Source organism: Streptomyces sp. NPDC049970, from assembly GCF_040660235.1.
Taxonomy (GTDB): Bacteria; Actinomycetota; Actinomycetes; order Streptomycetales; family Streptomycetaceae; genus Streptomyces.
Genome location: NZ_JBFALP010000003.1, coordinates 439,727 through 464,648 on the forward strand (window position 1 = coordinate 439,727; position 24,922 = coordinate 464,648).

Consider the following 24,922-nt stretch of genomic DNA (forward strand, 5'->3'; position numbering starts at 1 on the left):
ACACCGCATAAACCCTCAGCTTCGAGAAGAGAATGCCGATGACCGAGCAGGCCACCGGGGCCCAGCACCCGCAGCCGCGGGCCCGTAACGGCGGACCGTCCTCCGCCTCCGTTGAGCACCTCACGGGCGCGCAGTCCCTCATCCGCTCTCTCGAGGAAGTCGGGGCCGACACGGTATTCGGCCTCCCCGGCGGCTGCATCCTCCCGGCGTACGACCCGCTGATGGACTCCACCCGCGTCCGCCACATCCTGGTCCGCCACGAGCAGGGCGCGGGACACGCGGCCACCGGCTACGCACAGGCCACCGGCAAGGTCGGCGTCTGCATGGTCACCTCGGGCCCCGGCGCGACCAACCTGGTCACCCCGATCGCCGACGCGGCCATGGACTCGGTGCCGCTGGTCGCGATCACCGGCCAGGTGGCCTCCGCCGCCATCGGTACGGACGCCTTCCAGGAAGCCGACATCTGCGGCATCACGATGCCGATCACGAAGCACAACTTCCTGGTCACCCGCGCCGAGGACATCGCCCACACGATCGCCGAGGCCTTCCACATCGCCTCCACCGGCCGTCCGGGACCGGTCCTCGTCGACATCGCCAAGGACGCGCTGCAGGCGAAGACGACCTTCAGCTGGCCGCCGACGATGGACCTGCCCGGCTACCGCCCGGTCACCAAGCCGCACGCCAAGCAGATCCGCGAGGCCGCCAAGCTCGTCACCCAGGCCCAGCGGCCGGTGCTGTACGTCGGCGGCGGCGTCCTGAAGGCCGGGGCCACCGCCGAGCTCAAGGTCCTGGCCGAGCTCACCGGAGCGCCCGTCACCACCACGCTGATGGCGCTCGGCGCCTTCCCCGACAGCCACCCGCTGCACGTGGGGATGCCCGGCATGCACGGTTCGGTCACCGCCGTCACCGCGCTGCAGAAGGCCGACCTGATCGTCGCGCTCGGGGCCAGGTTCGACGACCGGGTCACCGGCAAGCTGGACAGCTTCGCCCCGTACGCCAAGATCGTCCACGCGGACATCGACCCGGCCGAGATCGGCAAGAACCGCGTCGCCGACGTCCCGATCGTCGGGGACGCCCGCGAGGTCATCGCCGACCTCGTCCAGGCGGTCCAGACCGAGCACACCGAGGGCAGGCCCGGCGCCGCGGCCCAGGACAGGTACGCGGCCTGGTGGAAGGACCTCAACCGCTGGCGCGACACCTACCCGGTCGGCTACGACCTGCCGGAGGACGGCAGCCTCTCGCCGCAGCAGGTCATCCAGCGCATCGGCGAACTCGCCCCCGACGGCACGATCTTCGCCGCGGGCGTCGGCCAGCACCAGATGTGGGCCTCGCACTTCATCCAGTACGAGCAGCCCGCGACGTGGCTCAACTCGGGCGGCGCGGGGACCATGGGGTACGCCGTCCCGGCCGCGATGGGCGCGAAGGCCGGCATGCCGGACCGCGCCGTCTGGGCGATCGACGGCGACGGCTGCTTCCAGATGACCAATCAGGAACTCACCACCTGCGCGCTCAACAACATCCCGATCAAGGTCGCGATCATCAACAACGGCGCGCTCGGGATGGTCCGCCAGTGGCAGACCCTGTTCTACAACCAGCGTTACTCCAACACCGTGCTGCACAGCGGCGCGGACTCGGACGGCGTCCCCGCCAAGGGCACCCGGGTGCCGGACTTCGTCAAGCTGTCCGAGGCCATGGGCTGCTACGCGATCCGCTGCGAGGACCCGGCCGACCTGGACAAGGTCATCGCCGAGGCCAACGCGATCAACGACCGCCCGGTCGTCATCGACTTCATCGTCCACGAGGACGCCATGGTGTGGCCGATGGTCGCCGCAGGCACCTCCAACGACGAGGTCATGGCGGCGCGTGGCGTCCGCCCCGACTTCGGCGACAACGAAGACGACTGAGAGACAGAGAGAGACAGACTCCATGTCCAGTAAGCACACGCTCTCCGTCCTGGTCGAGAACAAGCCCGGTGTCCTCGCCCGGATCACGGCCCTGTTCTCCCGGCGCGGCTTCAACATCGACTCGCTCGCGGTCGGTACCACCGAACATCCCGACATCTCACGCATCACCATCGTCGTGAACGTCGAGGGCCTGCCGCTGGAGCAGGTGACCAAGCAGCTCAACAAGCTGGTCAACGTACTGAAGATCGTCGAACTCGAGCCCGCCGCGGCGATCCAGCGGGAGCTCGTCCTGGTGAAGGTCCGCGCCGACAACGAGACCCGCTCCCAGATCGTCGAGATCGTCCAGCTGTTCCGCGCCAAGACCGTCGACGTCTCTCCCGAGGCCGTCACGATCGAGGCGACCGGGGGTGCCGACAAGCTGGAGGCCATGCTCAAGATGCTGGAGCAGTTCGGCATCAAGGAGCTCGTCCAGTCCGGCACCATCGCCATAGGACGCGGTGCGCGCTCGATCACCGACCGTTCTCTGCGCGCACTCGACCGCTCGGCGTAACCCTTCACGGGTTGCCCGGCCGTCCGGCCGCTCGCATGGCGAGACCCGGCAACGTATCCCACGCACCCCGCCGTACGGTGGGACGCAACACCTGCACACCAAGGAGAAGACCCAGTGGCCGAGCTGTTCTACGACGACGATGCCGACCTGTCCATCATCCAGGGCCGCAAGGTCGCGGTCCTCGGTTACGGCAGCCAGGGCCACGCCCACGCGCTGTCGCTGCGTGACTCGGGTGTCGACGTCCGAGTCGGTCTGCACGAGGGCTCGAAGTCCAAGGCCAAGGCCGAGGAGCAGGGCCTGCGCGTGGTGACCCCGTCCGAGGCCGCGGCCGAGGCCGACGTCATCATGATCCTCGTCCCGGACCCGATCCAGGCCCAGGTCTACGAGGAGTCCGTCAAGGACAATCTCAAGGACGGCGACGCGCTGTTCTTCGGCCACGGCCTGAACATCCGCTTCGACTTCATCAAGCCGCCGGCCAACGTCGACGTCTGCATGGTCGCCCCCAAGGGCCCCGGCCACCTGGTCCGCCGCCAGTACGAGGAGGGCCGCGGCGTGCCGTGCATCGTGGCCGTCGAGCAGAACCCCTCGGGCAAGGGCCTGGAGCTCGCCCTCAGCTACGCGAAGGGAATCGGCGGCACCCGCGCCGGCGTCATCAAGACGACCTTCACCGAGGAGACCGAGACCGACCTGTTCGGTGAGCAGGCCGTCCTCTGCGGTGGCACCGCCGCTCTGGTCAAGGCCGGCTTCGAGACCCTGACCGAGGCCGGCTACCAGCCGGAGATCGCGTACTTCGAGTGCCTCCACGAGCTGAAGCTCATCGTGGACCTCATGTACGAGGGCGGCCTGGAGAAGATGCGCTGGTCCATCTCGGAGACCGCCGAGTGGGGCGACTACGTCACCGGCCCGCGCATCATCACGGACTCCACCAAGGCCGAGATGAAGAAGATTCTTTCCGAGATCCAGGACGGAACCTTCGCCAAGAACTGGATGGCCGAATACCACAACGGCCTGCCCAAGTACAACGAGTACAAGAAGGCCGACGCCGAGTCCCTGCTGGAGACCACCGGCAAGGAGCTGCGCAAGCTCATGAGCTGGGTCGACAACGACGAAGCCTGAGTTCCCGCCCGGGGGCGGGTCCACCCGGACCCGCCCCCGGTGCAAGGCCGGCCTCACAGCCCGTGTCACCGCGGGCAGGAGGCGGGTGGCGGAAACGGCACGGTACCCCTGTACGGACCGTCCACCCCGTGGGGGTGATCCAGCCATCGCGGCATACCGCGCGCCCGGCCGCATGACTACACTTCCCCTCAACCGATCAACGCGTCAGGGCCCACATCGTCGTGCGTCTTCCACGCGGCTAGCCCCTCCACCGCCTGCGGCCGTCGGGACGGCCGTCCGCACTGGACTTGTGAGGACACACGTGAGCTCGAAACCTGTCGTACTCATCGCCGAAGAGCTGTCGCCCGCCACGGTCGACGCACTGGGTCCGGATTTCGAGATCCGGCACTGCAACGGCGCGGACCGCGCCGAACTCCTCCCCGCGATCGTCGACGTCGACGCGATCCTGGTGCGCTCCGCCACCAAGGTCGACGCCGAGGCCATCGCCGCCGCGAAGCAGCTCAAGGTCGTCGCCCGTGCCGGTGTCGGCCTGGACAACGTCGACGTCGCCTCGGCCACCAAGGCCGGCGTGATGGTCGTCAACGCGCCGACCTCCAACATCGTCACCGCGGCCGAGCTGGCCTGCGGTCTGCTCGTGGCCACCGCGCGCAACATCCCGCAGGCCAACACCGCCCTGAAGAACGGCGAGTGGAAGCGCTCCAAGTACACGGGCGTCGAGCTCAGCGAGAAGACCCTGGGCGTCGTCGGCCTAGGCCGCATCGGCGTGCTGGTCGCGCAGCGCATGTCCGCCTTCGGCATGAAGGTCGTGGCGTACGACCCCTACGTGCAGCCCGCGCGTGCCGCGCAGATGGGCGTCAAGCTCCTCTCGCTCGACGAGTTGCTCGAGGTCTCCGACTTCATCACGGTGCACCTGCCCAAGACCCCCGAGACGCTCGGCCTGATCGGCGACGAGGCGCTGCACAAGGTCAAGCCCTCGGTGCGCATCGTCAACGCCGCACGTGGTGGCATCGTCGACGAGGAGGCGCTCGCCTCCGCCCTCAAGGAGGGCCGTGTCGCCGGCGCCGGGCTGGACGTCTACACCAAGGAGCCCTGCACGGACTCCCCGCTGTTCGAGTTCGACCAGGTCGTCTGCACCCCGCACCTCGGGGCCTCCACGGACGAGGCCCAGGAGAAGGCCGGCATCGCCGTCGCCAGGTCCGTCCGCCTGGCCCTCGCCGGTGAGCTCGTCCCCGACGCGGTCAACGTCCAGGGCGGCGTCATCGCCGAGGACGTGCGTCCCGGCCTGCCGCTCGCCGAGAAGCTCGGCCGGATCTTCACCGCCCTCGCGGGCGAGGTCGCGGCCCGTCTCGACGTCGAGGTCTACGGTGAGATCACCCAGCACGACGTGAAGGTGCTGGAACTCTCCGCGCTCAAGGGCGTCTTCGAGGACGTCGTCGACGAGACCGTCAGCTACGTCAACGCCCCGCTCTTCGCGCAGGAGCGCGGTGTCGAGGTCCGCCTCACCACCAGCTCCGAGTCGCCCGACCACCGAAACGTGGTCACCGTCCGCGGCACGCTGTCGAGCGGCGAGGAGGTCGCGGTCTCCGGCACGCTGGCCGGCCCCAAGCACCTCCAGAAGATCGTCGCGATCGGCGACCACGACGTCGACCTGGCACTCGCCGACCACATGGTCGTCCTGCGGTACGAGGACCGTCCCGGCGTCGTCGGCGCGGTCGGCAAGATCCTCGGCGAGGCCGGGCTGAACATCGCCGGTATGCAGGTCTCACGGCAGGACGCGGGAGGCGAGGCGCTGGTCGTCCTCACCGTCGACGACACCATCCCGCAGTCCGTCCTCAGCGAGATCGCCGAGGAGATCGGCGCGGCCTCGGCCCGCTCGGTGAACCTCGCCGACTGACCGGACACCCTACGACGACCGCGCCCGGCGGGCAGAGCACGCTCTGCCCGCCGGGCGCGGTCGTGTGCCGCCGGGATGACTGCCGTTCAGCTCCCGCGGCCGGGGTGCCCGCCTGCTCGGAGCCGGGCCTGCTTCAGTGCCATGTGGAGCAGCAGCCGGTCCTCGCCGTCGTTCAGGTCCAGCCCGGTGAGCTGCTGGACCCGGGCGAGACGGTAGTAGAGCGTCTGGCGGTGGACGCCCAGTTCGGCGGCTGTCCTGCTCGCCTGGCCGGCGAGGTCGAGGAACACCTCGGCGGTGCGGGCCAGTTCGGTGTGCGGCGGGGTCAGCAGGGTCCGAACGGCGTGGTCGGGCGCGCTGTCCTGGACGCGGGGCAGGTACGCCAGGAGCCGGTACGGGCCGATGGCGGACCAGTCGGCCACCGGGCCGTAGCGGGACTCCGCCGCGGCGGCCCGGGCGGCGGACAGCGCCTCGTGCCAGGAGTCGGCGAGCTCCGCCAGCCCCCGGCGGGCCGCGGCGAGGCCCGCCGTCGCGGCGGGCCCCGCCGCGACGCGCAGCCGCTCCGCGGCCGTCGCAGCCGGGTCCAGGGCCTCGGGGGAGCGCAGGCGGACCAGGGCGGCGAGGGCCGGAGCGTCGGTGCCGGCCACCGTGGCGAGGGCGGCGGCGGACGGCACCGTACGGACGGAGGGTGTCTCGCCGGGCCAGGGGGTCACGCACACCACGGTGTGCACCCCGTCCGCGTCGGCGCCCAGAGCGTCGCGTAGCGCGGCGACGGCCATGTCCCGCTGCCAGCCGCGCCCGGCGACGAGCACCGCGCCGAACTCGCGGGAGAGGTCCGTGTCCGCCCGCTCCTCGTCGGCGAGCAGGGCGCCGATCCGGGCCGCCACGTCCATCGCCGCCGTCAGCCGCTCGTCGGCCGGTCCCGGTTCGGCGTCCAGCAGCCAGACGTAGCCCAGGACGACACCCCGATGGCGTACCGGGAGGCAGATGCGGTCCCGGAAGACCCCGGCCTCCGGTGCGGCGGGAATGCGGACCGGGCCCGTCGCCCGGGTGATGCCGAAGCCCTCGAACCAGGCGCGGACCGCGGGGGTGGACCGGCGGGTGAGGATGGAGCGTGTCCGGACGGGGTCCATGGCCGTGTCGTCGTCGCTGTCGTGCGCGCCGAAGGCGACCAGGCCGAAATCGCGGTTCTCCAGCGTCGCGGGTGCGCCGAGCAGCGCGGAGATCTCGTCGACGAGCTCCTGGTAGTCGCCTTTCACCCGGCCATTCTCGCACCTCTTCAGACATATGTCTGAGATCCAGTACACGGATGCGTGACAGCTGTCGATGGCACGGCCCCTTGGTGATCCCTAGATTTCACCTTGGTTCTCCGTGCCGTCCCGGTCCGTTCACATCGCTGCCGGTTCGGCCCCGTTCGTACTCCGTGGAGGTGCCCCGTGCTGGGTCCCGTGATTCTCGCCGCGTCCCGCAGCGACAAGATGCGTCGTTTCATCTCGGCCGCCCCGGGCACCAAGCAGGTCGTCGACCGCTTCATCGCCGGTGAGACGGTCGACCACGTGGTCCCGGTCATCCAGGACGCCGCCGCCAAGGGCCTGGAGGTGACCCTGGACGTCGTGGGCGAGGACATCACCACCGCCGAGCAGGCCGCCGGCGCCCGTGACGCGTACCTGGAGCTGGTCGGCCGCCTCGCGGAGCTCGGGCTCGGCACCCGGGCCGAGATGTCCGTCAAGCTGTCGATGTTCGGACAGTCGCTCGAAGGCGGACACGAGCTGGCTCTCGCCAACATCCGCCCCGTCGTGGAGGCCGCCGCCGCGATCGGCACCACGGTCACCCTGGACGCCGAGGACCACACCACCCTCGACTCGATGTTCGCCATCCACACGGAGCTGCGGAAGGACTTCCCGCAGACCGGCTGTGTGATCCAGTCCTACCTGTTCCGCACCGAGGCCGACGCCCGCCGCCTCGCCGCCGAGGGCAGCCGGGTCCGCCTGGTGAAGGGCGCGTACAAGGAGCCCGCCTCCGTCGCGTACCAGAGCAAACCGGAGATCGACAAGGCGTACGTCCGCGTCCTGAAGACCCTGATGCGCGGCGACGGCTACCCGATGATCGGCTCGCACGATCCCCGTCTCATCGCCATCGGCCAGGAGCTCGCACGCCAGGCCGGGCGCAAACTGGACGAGTACGAGTTCCAGATGCTGTACGGCATCCGCAGCGACGAGCACGTCCGGCTCGCGGCCGAGGGCCACCGGATGCGCGTCTACACGGCGTACGGCACCGACTGGTACGGATACTTCATGCGCCGCCTCGCGGAGAAGCCGGCCAACCTGCTGTTCTTCGGCCGCTCCGTACTCACCAAGGGCTGAACCGAGAGCTGAACCGAGGCCTCGACCCACAAGGCCGCACCCAGGCTGAACCAGGGCTGACCCGCCCGGCTGACCATCCACCTCAACCAAGGAGACAAGGCACTCATGGACGCCGTCACCCAGGTCCCCGCGCCGGTCAACGAGCCGGTCCACTCCTACGCCCCCGGTACCGCCGAGCGAGCCCGCCTGGAGGCGAAGCTCAAGGAGCTCGGCGAGAACCCCGTCGACCTGCCGATGACCATCGGCGGCGAGAAGCGCATGGGCGGCGGCGAGCGCGTCGACGTCGTGCAGCCGCACAACCACAAGGCCGTCATCGGCACCTTCGCGGGCGCCACCGAGCAGGACGCCCAGGACGCCGTCGACGCGGCCCTCGCCGCCGCTCCGGCCTGGCGCGCGATGTCCTTCGACGACCGCGCGGCGATCATCCTGCGCGCGGCCGAGCTGCTGTCCGGCCCCTGGCGCGAGACGCTGGCCGCCTCCACGATGCTCGGCCAGGGCAAGACCGCCCAGCAGGCCGAGATCGACTGCCCCTGCGAGCTCGTCGACTTCTGGCGCTTCAACGTGCACTATGCGCGCCAGATCCTCGCCGAGCAGCCTCCGGCGAACTCTCCCGGCGTGTGGAACCGCATGGACCACCGCCCGCTCGAGGGCTTCGTCTACGCGATCACGCCGTTCAACTTCTCGGCCATCGCGGCCAACCTGCCCACCGCGCCCGCGCTCATGGGCAACGTCGTGGTGTGGAAGCCGTCCCCGACGCAGACCCACGCCGCCGTGCTGCTGATGCGGCTCCTGGAGGAGGCCGGGCTGCCCAAGGGCGTCATCAACCTGGTCACCGGCGACGGCATCGCCGTCTCCGAGGTGGCGCTGAACCACCGCGACCTGGCGGGTGTCCACTTCACCGGCTCGACCCCCACCTTCCAGCACCTGTGGAAGACGGTCGGCAACAACATCGCCAACTACCGCACCTACCCGCGGCTGGTCGGCGAGACCGGTGGCAAGGACTTCGTCGTCGCGCACCCGAGCGCCGACCGCGCCGTCCTGAAGACCGCGCTGACCCGCGGCTCGTTCGAGTACCAGGGCCAGAAGTGCTCCGCCTCCTCGCGCGCGTACGTCCCGGCCTCCATCTGGAACTCCGGCTTCAAGGAGGAGTTCGCGGCCGAGGTCGACGGCATCACCATGGGTGACGTCACCGACCTGTCGCACTTCATGGGCGCGGTCATCGACGCGCGTTCCTTCGCGAAGAACAAGGCGGCGATCGACCGCGCCGCCGCGGACCCGACGTGCACGATCGTCGCGGGCGGCACGTACGACGACTCCGTCGGCTACTTCGTCCGTCCGACCGTGATCGTGTGCGACGACCCGGCGAACGAGGTCTTCACCACGGAGTACTTCGGCCCGATCCTCGCCGTCCACGTCTACGAGGACGAGAAGTACGACGCGATGCTGGAGCAGATGGAGTCGGTCTCCGACTACGCGCTGACCGGTGCGGTCATCTCCAAGGACCGTGCGGCGGCCGCGTACACGATGGACAAGCTCCGCTACGCGGCGGGCAACTTCTACATCAACGACAAGTCGACCGGTGCCGTCGTCGGCCAGCAGCCCTTCGGCGGCGGTCGCGGTTCGGGCACCAATGACAAGGCGGGCGCACCGCAGAACCTGCAGCGCTGGACGCTGACCCGCGCCATCAAGGAGACGCTGGTCGCGCCGACCGACTACACCTACCCGCACCAGGGCTGACGCCCCCGGGGAGCCCGTACAGGGCGCCCCGCTCCGCACTCCGCCTCCCGACCGGTTCCCCCGCCGGCCGGGAGGCGGTTCGCTTTCCGGGCCCGGGTGGCCTCAGCCCTTCACGGTGAAGCCCGCGCGCAGCAGGGCGTCGTCGCGCGAGGAGGGGCCCACCAGCAGCTCGAAGGCGCCCGGCTCCACGACACGGCGGCCCGTCGCGTCGACGAGGGTGCACTCCGCGACCGGCAGTTCCAGCAGCACCTCGCGCGCCTCGCCCGGGGCGAGCGTCACCTGGCGGTAGGCCTTGAGCTCCTTCTCGGCCCAGGTCACGGAGGTCACGGTGTCGGAGATGTACGCCTGCACGGTCTCCAGGGCCGGCCGCGCGCCGGTGTTGCGCACGGTGACGCGCGCCCGCAGGATGTCGCTCTCGCCGACGCTCGCCGTCAGCACCTCAAGGCCGGAGTACTCGACGGTCGTGTAGCTCAGACCCTCGCCGAACACGAATGCGGGACGCTGGGTGAGGTCGGCGTACCGGCTGCCGTGCTGGCCCCGGATCTGGTTGTAGTACGTCGGCTGCTGCCCGGCGTGACGGGCGAACGAGACGGGCAGCCGCCCCGACGGCTCCACGAGACCGAGCAGCACCTCCGCCACGGCACGGCCGCCCTGCATCCCCGGGTTGAAGGCGTGCACGATCGCGGCCGCACCGAGCGCGGACGGCGGCAGGACCAGCGGCTTCGAGCTGATGACCACGACGACCAACGGCTTGCCGGTCGCGGCCAGTGCGTCGAGCAACGCCACCTGGTCGCCCACGAGTTCGAGCGTCGCGGTCGAACGGCCCTCGCCGACCAGCTCGATGCGGTCACCCACCACGGCGACGACGTGGTCGGCTGCCTCGGCCGCAGCGACCGCCTCACCGATCAGGGTGTCGGACGGCTCCGAGGGCACGACGACGTCGGGGCGGGGCTGGCCGTCCGGGAAGAACGCGCCCTCCGGGTCGGGCCCGACGGTCAGGATCTCGGCGCCGGGGGCGTAGGTGACGCTCCAGTCCCCGGGGACGTGCGCGCGGAAGCCGTCGAGCACGGTACGGATCATGGGGCGCGGGTGGCCGTCGGGCAGCCAGTCGGCCTGGCCGGACGACCCCGCCCAGTCACCCAGCTGGTTCTGCGCGTCGTCGGCGTTGGGCCCCACGACGGCGACCGTGCGCGGCGTGGAACCGGCGGCGGCGCGTCCGTCCCGTCCCGGCGCGAGCCCGCCGGCCAGCGGCAGCGTGCCGTCGTTGGTGAGCAGCACCAGCGAGCGGCGGGCGGCCTCCAGGTTCAGCGCGGTGTGCCCGCTGCTGCCGATGACCTCGGCCTGCCGGGCGGCGTCCGGGTGCCGCGGGTCCTCGAAGAGTCCGAGCTCGAACTTCAGGGTCAGGACGCGCCGTACCGCGGCGTCGATGTCCGACTCGTCCAACGTGCCCTCGGCGACGGCGTTCTGGGCGCCCTCGAAGAACTGCGGGGTGGTCATCACCATGTCGTTGCCCGCCCGGACCGCCGCTGCCGCCGCCTGGGTGTGGTCGGCGTAGACCTTCTGTTCCCACACCATGCGGCCGACGTTGTCCCAGTCCGTGACCAGCGTGCCGGTGTAGCCCCACTCACCGCGCAGCACCTCGTTCAGCAGCCAGTCGTTGACGGTGATCGGCACCCCGTCCATGGACTGGTAGCCGAGCATGAAGGTGCGGCAGCCCTCGCGGGCGACCCGCTCGAACGGGGGGAGGAACCAGGAGCGGAGCTTGCGCCGGGAGATGTCGGCCTCGCTGGCGTCGCGGCCGCCCTGCGTCTCGGAGTAGCCGGCGAAGTGCTTGGCGCAGGCCAGGACCGCCGTCGGGTCGTCCAGGCCCTCGCCCTGGTAGCCCCGCACCATCGCCGAGGCCAGCTCGCCGATGAGGAAGGGGTCCTCGCCGAACGTCTCGCTCACCCGGCCCCAGCGCAGGTCCCGGGTGATGCAGAGCACCGGCGAGAACGTCCAGTGGACGCCCGTCGCGGAGACCTCGACCGCCGTGGCCCTGGCGACGTGCTCCACGAGGGCGGGGTCCCAGGTGGCGGCGAGACCGAGCTGCGTGGGGTAGATCGTGGCCCCCTCCCAGAAGGAGTGGCCGTGGATGCAGTCCTCGGCGACCAGCAGCGGGATGCGCAGCCGGGTCCGCTCCGTGAGCGCCGCCGCCTCGCGCACCCGCTCGGGCGACGCGTGGAGTATCGAACCCGCGTGCAGGTCCTCGATGAGGTGGCGTACCCCGTCCTTGGCGTTCAGCTGGAGCATCTGACCGGACTTCTCGGCCAGGGTCATGCGGCCGAGGAGGTCGTCGACCCGCTCGGCGACGGGGAGCGAGGGGTCGAGGTAGGGCAGGGAGGGGGACACGGGGGGTCCTTTCGCGACACGGTTCGGATTCACCATAGAGTCAATCCCGACCACCTGGTAGGTATCTCCGGGGGCCGGACCGAAATCCGATGTGACCAAGTGCCGGCCGGAACCGATGCCGGCGGAGCGGGAGAGTGGCGAGTGACCGCCGAGGCGCGGCGTGGCTACGCGAAGGGCCGCGCGAAGCGGCGCGAGATCCTCGACCAGGCCATGTCCCTGTTCGGCGAGGCCGGCTACCGGGGTGCGTCGCTGCGGGTGATCGCCACCCGGTGCGGCATCTCGCACACCGGACTGCTGCACCACTTCCCGACCAAGGAGGCCCTGCTGCTCGCGGTGCTCGAACACCGGGACGACGTGGACGACGTGTGGCTCTCGGTCGGCGGCACCACGGGTGTGGACCGGCTGCGCCGGTTCGCCGAGCTTGCCTCGCTGAACTCCACGCGGCGCGGGATCGTCGAGCTGTTCTCGGTGGTCTCCGCCGAGGCGACCGCCGCCGACCACCCCGCCCACGCGTACTTCGTACGCCGCTACGAGAACTCCGTCGCCGGCGCCCGGATCGCGTACGAACAGGCGCGCGGGGACGGTGCGCTGCGGGACGGTGTCGCTCCTGCCGACGCGGGCCGGCAGCTGATCGCCCTGATGGACGGACTCCAGGTCCAGTGGCTGCTCGGCGGCTGCGGGACGGACATGGCCGGCGTCCTGCGTGCCCACATCCAGGCGCAGCTGACCGTGGATCTCTGAGGGTCCGGGGCGGTTCGTGTAGCACCCTCCGCTCGCGCCGCCGTCTCAGATAGTAGGAAGTCCGAGTATCTGTAGAGACAGATGGCCCGGACTGTCCTAGCTTTGTAGGAGCCGAACGAATCGCTGATCCAGCGACGGCGGTCGAGAGCGTGCCCCGAAGCAGGCAACCCCTGCGGTATTCGCTCCCCGCCCTTGCGGCGCCTCGAGAACCTCGAAAATCAGGTCCCGGCATCCGGTGCGATCCCGATACGCGCCGGCAAGCCGTCCCTCACGAAGTCCTGATCCAGAAATCCACGCGATCCCAAGGAGTCGATCCCTCATGGCCGAGACCACTGTCCGCCGCGTCCGTCACACCGCCCGTCCCACCGACTCGGACCGCAGGAACGCCGCCGCGGCCCTGCAGCGCGCCCTCGACCGCCGGGACAACGGCGGGTCGACCGGCCACTGACGGTGCCTGGTCCCGCCTCGTGACATCCGCCGTGCGCGGGAGTGACTGTCCGTATCGTGGACAACGGATGTCATGGGGTGGGACGGACGGCTAGTCTGTCCCTATGTCTCGCAGCATCGATCTCGCAGTGATCCCCGGCGACGGTATCGGCCAGGAGGTCGTCACCCAGGGCCTCAAGGTCCTCAACGCTGTTCTCCCGCAGGATGTGAAGCTGGAGACCAGGGAGTACGACCTCGGGGCCCAGCGCTGGCACCGCACCGGTGAGACCCTTCCGGACGCGGAGCTCGAAGCGCTCAAGGGCCACGACGCCATCCTGCTCGGCGCCATCGGCGACCCGTCCGTACCGTCGGGCGTGCTGGAGCGGGGGCTGCTGCTGAAGCTCCGCTTCGCCTTCGACCACTTCATCAACCTGAGGCCGTCGAAGCTCTTCCCGAACACGGCGACACCGCTCGCCGGACGTCCGGAGATCGACTTCGTCGTCGTCCGCGAGGGGACCGAGGGCCCGTACACGGGCAACGGCGGTTCCCTGCGCACCGGCACGGAGCACGAGATCGCCACCGAGGTCAGCGTCAACACGGCCTACGGTGTCGAGCGCGTCGTGCGCGACGCCTTCGCGCGTGCCGCGGCCCGCCCGCGCAAGAAGCTGACGCTGGTCCACAAGAACAACGTCCTCGTGCACGCCGGCCACCTGTGGAAGAACACCTTCGACCGGGTCGCTGCCGAGTTCCCCCAGGTCGCTACCGACTACCTGCACGTCGACGCCGCGACGATCTTCTTCGTCACGCAGCCCGAGCGCTTCGACGTCATCGTCACCGACAACCTCTTCGGTGACATCCTCACCGACCTCGCCGCTGCCGTGACCGGCGGCATCGGCCTGGCCGCGTCCGGCAACATCAACCCCACGGGCGCCTTCCCGTCCATGTTCGAGCCGGTCCACGGCACCGCGCCGGACATCGCGGGCCAGGGCAAGGCCGACCCGACGGCCACGATCCTCTCCGTCGCCCTCCTGCTGCGCCACCTCGGTTACGAGACCGAGGCCGTGCGCATCGAGGAGGCCGTTTCCGCCGACCTGGCGGAGCGTGACGGAGGGAACGCCCGCACCACCGACGAGATCGGCGACGCGCTCGCGGTACGCGTAGCGAGCTGACCCGACGCCTCCACTTCGAAGCCGCCGGGTCGCAACCGCACCCGGCGGCTTCACCTCGCGGTCCCCGGGTGCAACCATCGACCCCTGGACCGCGTTCTCGCGTCACCGCAGTCGGCCGTTGTGAGCCTTGCCCCAAACACGTCATTTCGTGCAGAGCCGCCCCCGGGAGATAATCGAACGCGGGACCGCGGCTCGTGGTAGAGCTCGGACGTCCTACGACCCGCCCGGCAGCCGCCGGGAGGGAGGGCGCGAGCGCGGTCCATCACACACGAGACCGGTGAAGGACACGCACTCATGACTACGCCCACGATCGAGCTCAAGCCCTCCTCGAACCCGCTGTCCGACGCGGAGCGCGAGGCGATCCTGGTCAGCCCCGGCTTCGGCCGCTACTTCACCGACCACATGGTGACGATCAGCTGGACCGAGGGGCGCGGCTGGCACGACGCCCAGCTCGTGCCGTACGGGCCGCTCTCGATGGACCCGGCCAACATGACCCTGCACTACGCGCAGGAGATCTTCGAGGGCCTCAAGGCGTACCGGCAGCCCGACGGCTCGGTCGCCACCTTCCGCCCGGAGTCCAACGCCCGGCGCTTCCAGCGCTCGGCCTCCCGGCTCGCGATGCCCGAGCTGCCGGTCGAGACGTTCATCGAGGCCTGCGACGCCCTCGTCACCCAGGACCAGGCGTGGGTTCCGGAGCACGGCGGTGAGGAGTCCCTCTACCTGCGCCCGTTCATGATCGCCTCCGAGGTCGGTCTCGGTGTGCGGCCCGCCAACCAGTACCTCTTCCTCGTCATCGCCTCTCCGGCCGGCGCCTACTTCCCCGGCGGTGTGAAGCCGGTCTCGATCTGGCTCTCCCGGGACCGGGTGCGCGCCGTTCCGGGCGGCGTGGGCGACGCCAAGACCGGCGGCAACTACGCCGCCTCCCTCCTCGCGCAGGCCGAGGCCGCCGCGAAGGGCTGCGACCAGGTCGCCTACCTCGACGCCGTCGAGCACAAGTGGGTCGAGGAACTCGGCGGCATGAACCTCTACTTCGTGTACGAGCGGGAGGGCGGCGGCAAGCGGATCGTCACCCCCTCCCTCACCGGCTCGCTGCTCGCGGGCGTCACCCGCGACTCCCTGCTCACCGTCGCCGAGGACCTCGGCTACGCCTCCGAGGAGGGGCGCGTCTCCATCGACCAGTGGCGCGCCGACACCGCGAACGGCACCCTCACCGAGGTCTTCGCCTGCGGCACCGCCGCCGTCATCACCCCCGTCGGCACCGTGAAGTCCGCGGACGGCGAGTGGACCCAGGGCGACGGTACGCCCGGCGAGGTCACCGTGAAGCTGCGCGAGCGCCTGCTGGACATCCAGCGGGGCATCGCCGAGGACACCCACGGCTGGATGCACCGGCTCGGCTGACCGGCGCACGTGAAGGCCGCGCCCCCTGGAGACCGACGCCGGGGGCGCGGCCTTCGTCGTACCCGGCGGCCGGTGCGGGGCCCGGGGTTCGAGCGCCGCTCGAAGCCTGGTTAGAGTGATGCTCTAACCAGGAGGTGCGGTGACGTGCGACTGACCCCGACCGAACGCGACCGGCTGCTGCTCTTCGGCGCTGCCGAACTGGCCAGGGCCAGGCGAGCCCGCGGCCTGCGGCTCAACGTCCCGGAGGCGACCGCGCTGATCGCGGACGCCGTCTGCGAGGCCGCCCGGGACGGGCGCAGGCTGGCCGAGGCGATCGAGGCGGGCCGGACCGTGCTGGGGCCCGGCGACGTGCTGCCCGGCGTGGCGGAGGTCGTCACCGAGGTCCAGGTGGAGGCCGTGTTCGACGACGGCTCGCGCCTCGCGGTGGTCACCCGGCCACTCGGCGACGGCACGCTCGGCGACGCGGCGCCCGGTGCGCTCGTCCCCGGCCCCACGACGCCCGGACGGGAGCCCGCCGTGCGGCTCACCGTACGCAACACCGCGACCGTGCCGGTCAGCGTGACGTCCCACTTCCACTTCTTCGAGGCCAACCCCCGGCTGGACTTCGACCGCGCGGCGGCGTACGGGATGAGGCTGGCCGTGCCGGCAGGCTCCTCCGTCCGCTTCGGCCCGGGGGAGAGCGCCGAGGCGCCGCTGGTCCCCATCGGTGGTGCCCGCATCGCGATCGGCTTCGCCGGACTCGTGGACGGACGGCTGGACGCGCCGGGCGCGAAGGAGGAGGCGCTGCGCAGGGCGGCGGCCTGCGGCTACCTCGGAGCCGGGGAGGAGCGCTGATGGATCCGTACGAGTACGCCTCCGTGCACGGGCCGCGGGCCGGGGACCGGGTCAGGCTCGGCGACTCCGGACTGACCGTGCGCGTCGAGTCCGATGCCCAGCGGCCGGGGGAGGAGTTCCTCGCCGGGTTCGGCAAGACCGCCCGCGACGGCCTGCACCTCAAGGCCGCCGCCGTCCGCGGGACCTGCGACGTGGTCATCAGCAACGTCCTGGTCATCGACGCCGTCCTCGGCATCCGCAAGGTCTCGATCGGCATCCGCGAGGGCCGCATCAGCGCCGTCGGCCGCGCCGGCAACCCCGACACCCTCGACGGTGTCGACGTCGTCGTCGGCACCGGCACGACCATCGTCCCGGGCGAGGGACTCATCGCCACGGCCGGAGCCGTCGACCCGCACGTCCACCTCCTGTCCCCCCGCATCATGGAGGCATCCCTGGCCTCCGGCGTCACCACGATCATCGGCCAGGAGTTCGGCCCCGTCTGGGGCGTCGGCGTCAACTCCCCCTGGGCCCTGCGCCACGCCTTCAACGCCTTCGACGCCTGGCCCGTCAACATCGGCTTCCTGGCCCGCGGCTCCTCCTCCCACCACGCACCCCTGACCGAGGCCCTCGCCGAAGGCGGAGCCTGCGGCTTCAAGGTCCACGAGGACATGGGCGCCCACACCCGCGCACTGGACACCGCGCTGCGGGTCGCGGAGGAACACGACGTCCAGGTCGCACTCCACAGCGACGGACTGAACGAATGCCTCTCCGTCGAGGACACCCTCAGCGTCCTGGAGGGGCGTACCATCCACGCCTTCCACATCGAGGGCTGCGGCGGCGGACACGTCCCCAACGTCCTGAAGATGGCGGGAGTCCCCAACGTCATAGGCTCCTCCACCAACCCGACGCTCCCCTTCGGCCGCGACGCCGTCGCCGAGCACTACGGAATGATCGTCTCCGTCCACGACCTCAAGACCGACCTCCCCGGCGACGCCGCCATGGCACGCGACCGCATCCGCGCCGGCACCATGGGAGCCGAAGACGTCCTGCACGACCTCGGCGCCATCGGCATCACCTCCTCCGACGCCCAGGGCATGGGACGAGCCGGCGAAACCGTGCGCCGCACCCTCGCCATGGCCGCCAAGATGAAGGCCGAGCTGGGCCCCATGGACGGCGACGGACCCGACGACGACAACGCACGGGTCCTGCGCTACATCGCCAAACTCACCGTCAACCCCGCCATCGCCCACGGCCTGTCCCACGAGATCGGCTCCATCGGGACGGGAAAGCTCGCCGACATCGTCCTCTGGCGCCCCGAGTTCTTCGGCGCGAAGCCCCAACTGGTCCTCAAATCCGGCTTCCCCGCCTACGGCGTCACCGGCGACCCCAACGCCGCCACCGACGCCTGCGAACCCCTGGTCCTCGGGCCGCAGTTCGGGGCGTACGGGGCCACGCCCGCCGATCTCTCCGTCGCCTTCGTCGCGGAGGCGGCCACCCAGCTCGGCTCCGACCTGATGCCGACCCGCCGCCGCCGGGTCGCCGTCCGGGGCACGCGGGGCATCGGGCCCGCCGACCTGCACCTCAACTCCCGTACGGGCAAGGTCGAGGTGAACGGTGACAGCGGGCTCGTCACCCTCGACGGGGAGCCCCTGCGCTCACCGGCCGCCGAGTCCGTGACCCTCAACCGCCTCTACTTCCTCTAGAAAGAGCCGAGGACCCGCCGTGACCTTCCGTATGCCGCCCGAGTGGGCCCCGCACGAGCGCACCTGGATGGCCTGGCCCGGCCCCAACCCGACCTTCGCCACCGGCGCGGAGCTCGACGGGGCCCGTGCGGCCTGGGCCGCCGTCGCCCGTGCCGTACGCCGCTTCGAGCCCGTCACCGTCGTCGTCGGCCCCGGACAGCAGGACGGCGCGCGCGAGCTCCTGGGCCCGGACATCGAGACCACCGTCCGGCCCCTCGACGACGCCTGGATGCGGGACATCGGCCCGACCTTCGTCACCGACGGCAGCCGTCTGGCCGCCGTGGACTGGACGTTCAACGGCTGGGGCGCACAGAGCTGGGCCCGGTGGGAGCACGACCGGCACATCGCCCGGGGCGTCGCCGAACTCGCCGGCGTCCCCGTGCACAGTTCGCCGCTCGTCAACGAGGGCGGGGCGATCCACGTCGACGGAGAGGGCACGGTGCTGCTCACCGAGACCGTCCAGCTGGGCAGGGAACGCAACCCCGGCTGGACCCGGCAGGCCGTCGAGGACGAGATCCACGCCCGGCTCGGCACCGAGAAGGCCATCTGGCTGCCGCGCGGTCTGACCGGTGACTACGGCACCTTCGGCACGCTCGGCCACGTCGACATCGTCGCCGCCTTCGCCCGCCCCGGGGTCGTCGTCGCCCACGTCCAGCCCGACCCCTCCCACCCGGACCACGAGATCACCCGCACGACGACCGCGATCCTGCGGGCCGCCACCGACGCGCGAGGCCGCCCGCTGGAGGTGGTGGAGATCGCGGCGCCCACGGCCCCGCGGGGCGAGGACGGCGGGTGGGCCGACCACTCGTACATCAACCACTACCTCTGCAACGGCGGGGTGGTGCTCTGCGCCTTCGACGACCCGAGGGACGAGGAGGCGGCAGCGGTCTTCCGCGACCTGTTCCCCGACCGTACGGTGACGTCCGTCGACGCCCGTACGATCTTTGCCGGTGGTGGAGGCATCCACTGCATCACGCAGCAACAGCCCAGGATCTGACACCGTGACCCCTGCCCCGCGCCGCCGCAACATCGCCCCGCCGAGGGAGGACGTGCTCGCCGCCGTCATGGCCACCGTCGCCCGGCGAGGGCTCGACGGACTCACCATGGCGGGGCTCGGCCGCGAGGTCGGGATGAGCAGCGGCCACCTCCTCTACTACTTCCGCACCAAGGACGAGCTGCTGCTGCGGACCCTGGAGTGGAGCGAGGCCCGGCTCGGTACCGAACGCGCGTCCCTGCTCGCGGCCCCTGGCCCCGTGCGTGCGCGGCTCGACGCCTACATCGCGCTGTACGTCCCCGACGGCCACCGCGACCCGCACTGGACGCTCTGGCTGGAGGTCTGGAACCGCTCCCAGGGCGCCGACGACGACGCCCGTGCCCGGCAGGCCGCCATCGAGGACGCCTGGCACCGCGACCTGGTGGAGCTGCTGGCCGACGGCGTCGCGCGCGGCGAGTTCCGTGCCGTGGACACCGGCCGTGCCGCGACGCGGATGCGCGCCCTGATGGACGGGTTCAGCGTCCACGTCGCGGTCGGCATCCCCGGCACCGGGCGGGACCAGGTCCTGGAGCAGCTGCGCGACCACGTGGACGAGACCCTCGCGCCCCACGGCGGGCCCGCCCCCACGACGGACGTCACGCCCGCATCCTGAGACGGGCCGGGACCCGGGGGCGCCGCTGTGCCAGACTGCTCCCGTGTCCTCGTTCGCCATGATTACCGGCAGCAGGCGCGCCGGTCCGCAGTGACCGTCCCGTACCACCACGTACGGAACGGACATCGTGCCCCAGACCCGCGCGCAGACCTCTCGCACCCGCGAGGGGTTTTTTCGTTTTCCGGCCCACACCACGGCCGGGGCGAGGCCCGCGAGAGGATGGGGGCAAGTGGAGCCGATTCGTCCGGATCCGCTCACCCGACAGGAGTCAGATCAGCATGACCACCAAGGCAACGGCCCCCGATGACACCTTCCACGTCTTCGACACCACCCTGCGCGACGGTGCGCAGCGTGAAGGCATCAACCTGACGGTCGCGGACAAGCTGACCATCGCCCGGCACCTGGACGACTTCGGCGTGGGCTTCATCGAGGGCGGCTGGCCCGGCGCCAACCCGCGTGACACCGAGTTCTTCGCGCGCGCCCGACAGGAGATCGACTTCCGGCACGCCCGGCTCGTCGCGTTCGGAGCCACCCGCAGGGCCGGTGGATCCGCCGCCGACGACCCGCAGGTCCAGGCGCTGCTGGAGTCGGGCGCCCCGGTGATCACGCTGGTGGCCAAGTCGCACGACCGCCATGTCGAACTGGCCCTGCGCACCACCCTCGACGAGAACCTGGAGATGGTCCGCGACACCGTCGCCCACCTCCGGGAACAGGGCCGCCGCGTCTTCGTCGACTGCGAGCACTTCTTCGACGGCTACCGCGCGAACCCCGAGTACGCCAAGTCGGTCGTGCGCACCGCCTCCGAGGCCGGCGCCGACGTGGTCATCCTCTGCGACACCAACGGCGGCATGCTCCCCGCCCAGATCCAGGCCGTCGTCTCCACTGTGCTCGCCGACACCGGCGCCCGGATCGGCATCCACGCCCAGGACGACACGGGCTGTGCCGTCGCCAACACCCTGGCCGCCGTGGACGCGGGCGCCACGCACGTGCAGTGCACCGCCAACGGATACGGCGAGCGCGTCGGCAACGCCAACCTCTTCCCGGTCGTCGCCGCGCTGGAGATCAAGTACGGCAAGGCCGTGCTGCCCGAGGGCGCGCTCGCCGACATGACCCGCATCTCCCACGCCATCGCCGAGGTCGTCAACCTCACGCCCTCCACCCACCAGCCGTACGTGGGTGTGTCCGCCTTCGCGCACAAGGCCGGACTCCACGCCTCCGCGATCAAGGTCGACCCGGACCTCTACCAGCACATCGACCCGGAGCGCGTCGGCAACACCATGCGCATGCTCGTCTCCGACATGGCGGGCCGCGCCTCCATCGAGCTCAAGGGCAAGGAGCTCGGCATCGACCTGGGAGGCGACCGCGCGCTCGTCGGACGTGTCGTCGAGCGGGTCAAGGAGCGCGAGCTCAAGGGCTACACCTACGAGGCCGCCGACGCGTCCTTCGAACTGCTGCTGCGCACCGAGGTCGAGGGCAGGCCCCGCCGCTACTTCCGTGTCGAGTCCTGGCGGGCCATCGTCGAGAACCGCCCCGACGGCACCCACGCCAACGAGGCGACCGTGAAGCTCTGGGCCAAGGGCGAGCGCATCGTCGCCACCGCCGAGGGCAACGGCCCGGTCAACGCCCTCGACAGGGCGCTGCGCGTCGGCCTGGAGCGTATCTACCCGCAGCTGGCCAAGCTTGAGCTCGTCGACTACAAGGTCCGCATCCTGGAGGGCCGGACGGGCACCGAATCCACCACCCGGGTGCTGATCACCACGGGTGACGGATCCGGTGACTGGGCCACGGTCGGCGTGGCCGAGAACGTCATCGCCGCGTCGTGGCAGGCCCTGGAGGACGCGTACACCTACGGCCTGCTGCGCGCGGGCGTCGAGCCCACCGACTGACCCCGCCGGCTACCGGAGCCGCCACTTCTGGTTGGCGGCTCCGGTGCAGGTCCAGATCTGGAGGCGCGCCCCGTTCGCCGATGACCGGCCGGTCACGTCCAGGCACTTGCCCGCCGCCGTGTTGACGACGTCACCGGTCGAGGAGTCGTACGTCCAGCGTTGCGCTCCCGAGCCGTTGCAGGTGTACAGCTGGACCTTTGCTCCGTCGGCCGTCGAGCCGGAGGTGACGTCCAGGCAGGCGCCGAGCACCCCGACTGACCCGTCGCCGGGGACCGTCCACTTCTGGTTGGCCGCGCCGGTGCAGTCCCAGATCTGGACCGGGGTCCCGTCCGAGCCGCTGCTGCCCGTGGCGTCCAGGCACTTGCCGCCCACGCCGGTGAGCGCGCCGCTGCTGCCCGACGAGCCCGACTGGGTGCCCGCCCAGGTGAACGTCGCCGAGGTGCGTCCGGGCAGGGCGTAGGTGAACTTCTGCCCGCCCCAGTTGACGGTGACCTGCTGCGCCGACGCCGAACCGTTGTAGGCGATCAGGGCCTTCGAGCCGTCCGGGTTGCGCCAGGCCACGTTGGGCACCGTCGAGCTGCCGGTCGAGGCGATGCGGGCGGCGCCGGGCCGGACGTACTTCGTCAGGTGGCCCATCGTGTAGTACTCGATCGTGTAGTCGACCTGGCCGTGCCTGCCGTCCCCGTTGTGCACGGTGACCAGCCCGTCGCAGGTGCCGCAGCCGCCGTTGTGCGGGCCGCGGTCCTGGTCGACGGCGAGCGACCACTTGGTGACCGACTTCGCCCAGTTGCGGGTGTAGTCGATGATGTTGAGCATGTCCTCGCGCTGCTGGTCGGCGATCCACGTGCCTCCCGAGTGCTCGGTCTGGAAGGCGTCCGTCTGCGGGTACCGGTCGTGCACCGCCGTCTGCTTCGAGACGTCGCCGCCGTAGCCGTGCCAGGCGACCCCGCCGAAGTTCGGGTGGCTGCGTACGGCCGGGTCGTCGACGGTGGGCGCGGCGTACGCGTCGTAGCTGTCCCAGTTCCAGTCGTGCGCCAGCACCTTGGTGGCCAGGCCCGCGGACTGCAGCTTCGGCAGCAGCTCGCTCTTGGTGAAGTAGGCGAGCCCCGAGCCGTTCCAGCTCATCGACGGATAGCCGGAGCAGCAGGTCGGCTCGTTCTGCGCGGTGACGTAGTCGACCGGGACGCCCTGGGCCTTCCACGCCTGGAGGTACTTCACGAAGTAGTCCGCGTAGGCACCGTAGTTCTCGGCCTTCAGCCAGCCGCCGTTCAGCTGCCCGTTGTCCTTCATCCAGGCCGGCGCCGTCCACGGGGAGGCGACCGTCGTCAGGGCGGGGTTGAGCTGTTCCGCCTGCTTGGTGAGGGGCAGTACGTCCTGCAGATCATGTGCGATCGAGAAGTTGGCGAGACCCGGGTCCGTCTGCCCGGCCGGCATGTCGTCGTAGGTGTAGCCGAACCGGGCCAGGTCGGATCCGCCCATCGGATTGCGCACGAAGGAGAGCCCGATGCCCTCCGTGGGCGAGAAGAGCTTCTTCATCGTCGCGTCCCGGGTCGCCTGGCTCAGCGCCCCGCTGCCCTTCATCAGCCAGGCAGCCGTGTCCGTGAACGAGGCGCCGCCGCCGGTGAACGTCTGGTAGCGGGTGTTCTCGTCGACGGTGATGTTCGTGCCCTGGCCGCCGTTGCCGTCGCCGAAGGCGACCGGTGTCTGCGCCTGGAGTCCGCGGGTGACGTGCCGGCCGCCCGAGTCGTCCGTGGTGGTCAGCACGATGTTCACGGTCTCACCGGCGGCCTGTGCGGTACCGGAGGAGAGCCCGGCGAGGCCGGCGGTCGCGAGGGTGGTCGCGACGAGGACTCTCGCCGCTCTGCTTGTCCGAATCATGGGCTGCTGCCTTTCTCGGCAGGGGCGTGGGGGAAGTGCCTCCGAACGAGCCGTGAGTGAACTGCTGTTACGTGTCCGCGTCAAGAGGGCAGCTCGTTCAAGAGGTGAACGGAAGCCCCGCCGGACCCGCTTCGATCATGGGTACGGACCAATCTCGGCGTGAAGTATTGACGCCCCTGTTCCGGCGGGGTTAACTCCAGCCGCAACGCCGGTACCGGTTCCGGAACCGGTACCGAACCCCCTGTCCTGCCTTGTCCCTGGAGGCTCCGTTGCGTGTCACCATCGCCGATGTCGCCCGCGAGGCCGGCGTCAGCAAGACGACCGTGTCGCGGGTCATCAACCTCAAGGGCGAAGTGGACGGCTCGACGGCCGCCCGCGTTCGTGAAGTGATCGCGAACCTCGGCTACGTACCCAGCTCGGGAGCCGTCGGGCTGGCCCGCGGCAGGAGCCGTACGGTCGGGATGCTCGTGCCCACGCTCACCTGGCCGTGGATGGGGGAGGTGCTCCAGGGCGTCGTGGACACCGTCGAGGCGGCGGACTACGGGCTGCTGCTCTTCACCTGCAACCGGGGTGCCGAGTCCGTCGAGCGCTTCACCACCCAGGTGTCGGCGCGCGCCTTCGACGGACTCGTCGTCGTCGAACCGGAGAACACCCTCGACCAGCTCACCGCACTGCACCGCTCGGGTCTGCCGATCGTGCTGATCGACGATCGGGGCCACCACCCCGAATTCGCGTCCGTCGTGACCACCAATCACGAAGGGGGTGCCTCCGCCGCCCGCCATCTGCGAGCCGCGGGGCGCACCAGACCCCTGGTCGTCACCGGGCCGAGGCACTTCGGCTGCGTGAGCGACCGGCTCGCCGGCTTCCGTTCGGTCCTGCCCACCGAGCTGGTCGTGGACGGGGACTTCACCGAGAGCCGGGGGCGTCTCGCCGTGGAGGAACTCCTGGCGAGGGGAGTGGAGTTCGACTCCGTCTTCGCCCTCAACGACATCAGCGCGGCGGGGGTCCTGCGGGCCCTGCGGGCCGCCGGCCGCCGCGTGCCCGACGATGTCGCGGTGGTCGGCTTCGACGACATCCCGATGGCCGAACACACCGAACCGCCGCTGACCACCGTGCATCAGCCCACGCGGCGGATGGGCGAGGCCGCGGCCCACCTGCTGCTCTCCCACCTCGGCGGCACCGCCGTACCGGACGGACCGGTCGTGCTGCCCACCGAACTGGTCGTGCGCCGATCGGCGCCGTAACGGTCCCGGCCCTGCCGGTCACCCGCCCGC

At 70.8% G+C, this 24,922-nt stretch carries 19 protein-coding genes; 16 read left to right on the forward strand and 3 right to left on the reverse strand.

Features of this window, described 5'->3' with window-relative positions:
* The first annotated feature begins 32 nt into the window (after nucleotides 1-32).
* From AB0I83_RS08225 to serA, 4 genes are all read left to right on the forward strand, one after another.
* Entirely contained in the window at nucleotides 33-1,904 is a 1,872-nt protein-coding gene (locus tag AB0I83_RS08225) for an acetolactate synthase large subunit (RefSeq protein WP_356531067.1), read from the forward strand.
* Nucleotides 1,905-1,926: 22 nt separating this feature from the next.
* The gene (gene ilvN, locus AB0I83_RS08230) at nucleotides 1,927-2,454 is read left to right on the forward strand and encodes an acetolactate synthase small subunit (protein ID WP_356531068.1); all 528 of its coding nucleotides are present in this window, start codon (nucleotides 1,927-1,929) and stop codon (nucleotides 2,452-2,454) included.
* A gap of 114 nt (nucleotides 2,455-2,568) precedes the next feature.
* Nucleotides 2,569-3,570, forward strand: coding sequence for a ketol-acid reductoisomerase (ilvC, locus tag AB0I83_RS08235; RefSeq protein WP_356531070.1), 1,002 nt, complete (start codon nucleotides 2,569-2,571; stop codon nucleotides 3,568-3,570).
* A gap of 301 nt (nucleotides 3,571-3,871) precedes the next feature.
* Nucleotides 3,872-5,464, forward strand: coding sequence for a phosphoglycerate dehydrogenase (serA, locus tag AB0I83_RS08240; protein WP_356839684.1), 1,593 nt, complete (start codon nucleotides 3,872-3,874; stop codon nucleotides 5,462-5,464).
* An 86-nt stretch (nucleotides 5,465-5,550) separates the two neighbouring features.
* On the opposite strand, the gene AB0I83_RS08245 is transcribed toward serA, so the two are convergent.
* The gene (locus AB0I83_RS08245; protein ID WP_363304031.1) at nucleotides 5,551-6,720 is read right to left on the reverse strand and encodes a helix-turn-helix domain-containing protein; all 1,170 of its coding nucleotides are present in this window, start codon (nucleotides 6,718-6,720) and stop codon (nucleotides 5,551-5,553) included.
* 177 nt (nucleotides 6,721-6,897) lie between these two features.
* Between AB0I83_RS08245 and AB0I83_RS08250 the strand changes: the two genes are divergently transcribed.
* Together AB0I83_RS08250 and pruA are read left to right on the forward strand one after the other, a co-directional pair.
* Complete coding sequence (locus AB0I83_RS08250) at nucleotides 6,898-7,824, forward strand: proline dehydrogenase family protein (RefSeq protein ID WP_356531074.1); 927 nt, start codon at nucleotides 6,898-6,900, stop codon at nucleotides 7,822-7,824.
* Nucleotides 7,825-7,929: 105 nt separating this feature from the next.
* Nucleotides 7,930-9,561 carry an L-glutamate gamma-semialdehyde dehydrogenase gene (gene pruA, locus AB0I83_RS08255; protein ID WP_356531075.1) on the forward strand — a complete coding sequence of 544 codons (1,632 nt, stop codon included), beginning with the start codon at nucleotides 7,930-7,932 and terminating at the stop codon, nucleotides 9,559-9,561.
* Between the two features lie 102 nt (nucleotides 9,562-9,663).
* On the opposite strand, the gene AB0I83_RS08260 is transcribed toward pruA, so the two are convergent.
* Nucleotides 9,664-11,985 carry a glycoside hydrolase family 3 N-terminal domain-containing protein gene (locus AB0I83_RS08260; RefSeq protein WP_363304032.1) on the reverse strand — a complete coding sequence of 774 codons (2,322 nt, stop codon included), beginning with the start codon at nucleotides 11,983-11,985 and terminating at the stop codon, nucleotides 9,664-9,666.
* Between the two features lie 105 nt (nucleotides 11,986-12,090).
* On the opposite strand from AB0I83_RS08260, the gene AB0I83_RS08265 reads away from it, so the two are divergent.
* From AB0I83_RS08265 to cimA, 9 genes are all read left to right on the forward strand, one after another.
* The gene (locus tag AB0I83_RS08265; RefSeq protein ID WP_363304033.1) at nucleotides 12,091-12,690 is read left to right on the forward strand and encodes a TetR family transcriptional regulator; all 600 of its coding nucleotides are present in this window, start codon (nucleotides 12,091-12,093) and stop codon (nucleotides 12,688-12,690) included.
* A 319-nt stretch (nucleotides 12,691-13,009) separates the two neighbouring features.
* Nucleotides 13,010-13,138: a hypothetical protein gene (locus AB0I83_RS08270; RefSeq protein ID WP_356531079.1), complete on the forward strand. Its 129-nt coding sequence runs from the start codon at nucleotides 13,010-13,012 to the stop codon at nucleotides 13,136-13,138.
* Between the two features lie 103 nt (nucleotides 13,139-13,241).
* Complete coding sequence (locus AB0I83_RS08275; protein ID WP_363304034.1) at nucleotides 13,242-14,285, forward strand: 3-isopropylmalate dehydrogenase; 1,044 nt, start codon at nucleotides 13,242-13,244, stop codon at nucleotides 14,283-14,285.
* A 294-nt stretch (nucleotides 14,286-14,579) separates the two neighbouring features.
* Nucleotides 14,580-15,683: a branched-chain amino acid aminotransferase gene (locus AB0I83_RS08280; protein WP_363304035.1), complete on the forward strand. Its 1,104-nt coding sequence runs from the start codon at nucleotides 14,580-14,582 to the stop codon at nucleotides 15,681-15,683.
* Between the two features lie 144 nt (nucleotides 15,684-15,827).
* Nucleotides 15,828-16,517 (forward strand): urease subunit gamma, encoded by a 690-nt coding sequence (gene ureA / locus AB0I83_RS08285; RefSeq protein WP_363304036.1) that lies wholly within the window; start codon nucleotides 15,828-15,830, stop codon nucleotides 16,515-16,517.
* The gene (locus AB0I83_RS08290; RefSeq protein ID WP_363304037.1) at nucleotides 16,517-18,199 is read left to right on the forward strand and encodes an urease subunit alpha; all 1,683 of its coding nucleotides are present in this window, start codon (nucleotides 16,517-16,519) and stop codon (nucleotides 18,197-18,199) included. Before ureA ends, AB0I83_RS08290 begins: the two co-directional genes overlap by 1 nt.
* Nucleotides 18,200-18,230: 31 nt before the next feature.
* Entirely contained in the window at nucleotides 18,231-19,235 is a 1,005-nt protein-coding gene (locus AB0I83_RS08295) for an agmatine deiminase family protein (RefSeq protein WP_363304096.1), read from the forward strand.
* A gap of 4 nt (nucleotides 19,236-19,239) precedes the next feature.
* The gene (locus tag AB0I83_RS08300; protein WP_363304038.1) at nucleotides 19,240-19,884 is read left to right on the forward strand and encodes a TetR/AcrR family transcriptional regulator; all 645 of its coding nucleotides are present in this window, start codon (nucleotides 19,240-19,242) and stop codon (nucleotides 19,882-19,884) included.
* Nucleotides 19,885-20,162: 278 nt separating this feature from the next.
* Nucleotides 20,163-21,770, forward strand: a complete 1,608-nt coding sequence (cimA, locus tag AB0I83_RS08305; protein WP_356531089.1) for a citramalate synthase — start codon at nucleotides 20,163-20,165, stop codon at nucleotides 21,768-21,770.
* 9 nt (nucleotides 21,771-21,779) lie between these two features.
* On the opposite strand, the gene AB0I83_RS08310 is transcribed toward cimA, so the two are convergent.
* On the reverse strand, nucleotides 21,780-23,648 hold the full coding sequence (locus AB0I83_RS08310; protein WP_363304039.1) for a ricin-type beta-trefoil lectin domain protein: 1,869 nt from the start codon (nucleotides 23,646-23,648) through the stop codon (nucleotides 21,780-21,782).
* Nucleotides 23,649-23,917: 269 nt separating this feature from the next.
* Here AB0I83_RS08310 and AB0I83_RS08315 point away from each other — a divergent pair, with 269 nt between their 5' ends.
* Nucleotides 23,918-24,892: a LacI family DNA-binding transcriptional regulator gene (locus tag AB0I83_RS08315; RefSeq protein WP_356531092.1), complete on the forward strand. Its 975-nt coding sequence runs from the start codon at nucleotides 23,918-23,920 to the stop codon at nucleotides 24,890-24,892.
* Nucleotides 24,893-24,922 lie beyond the last annotated feature (30 nt).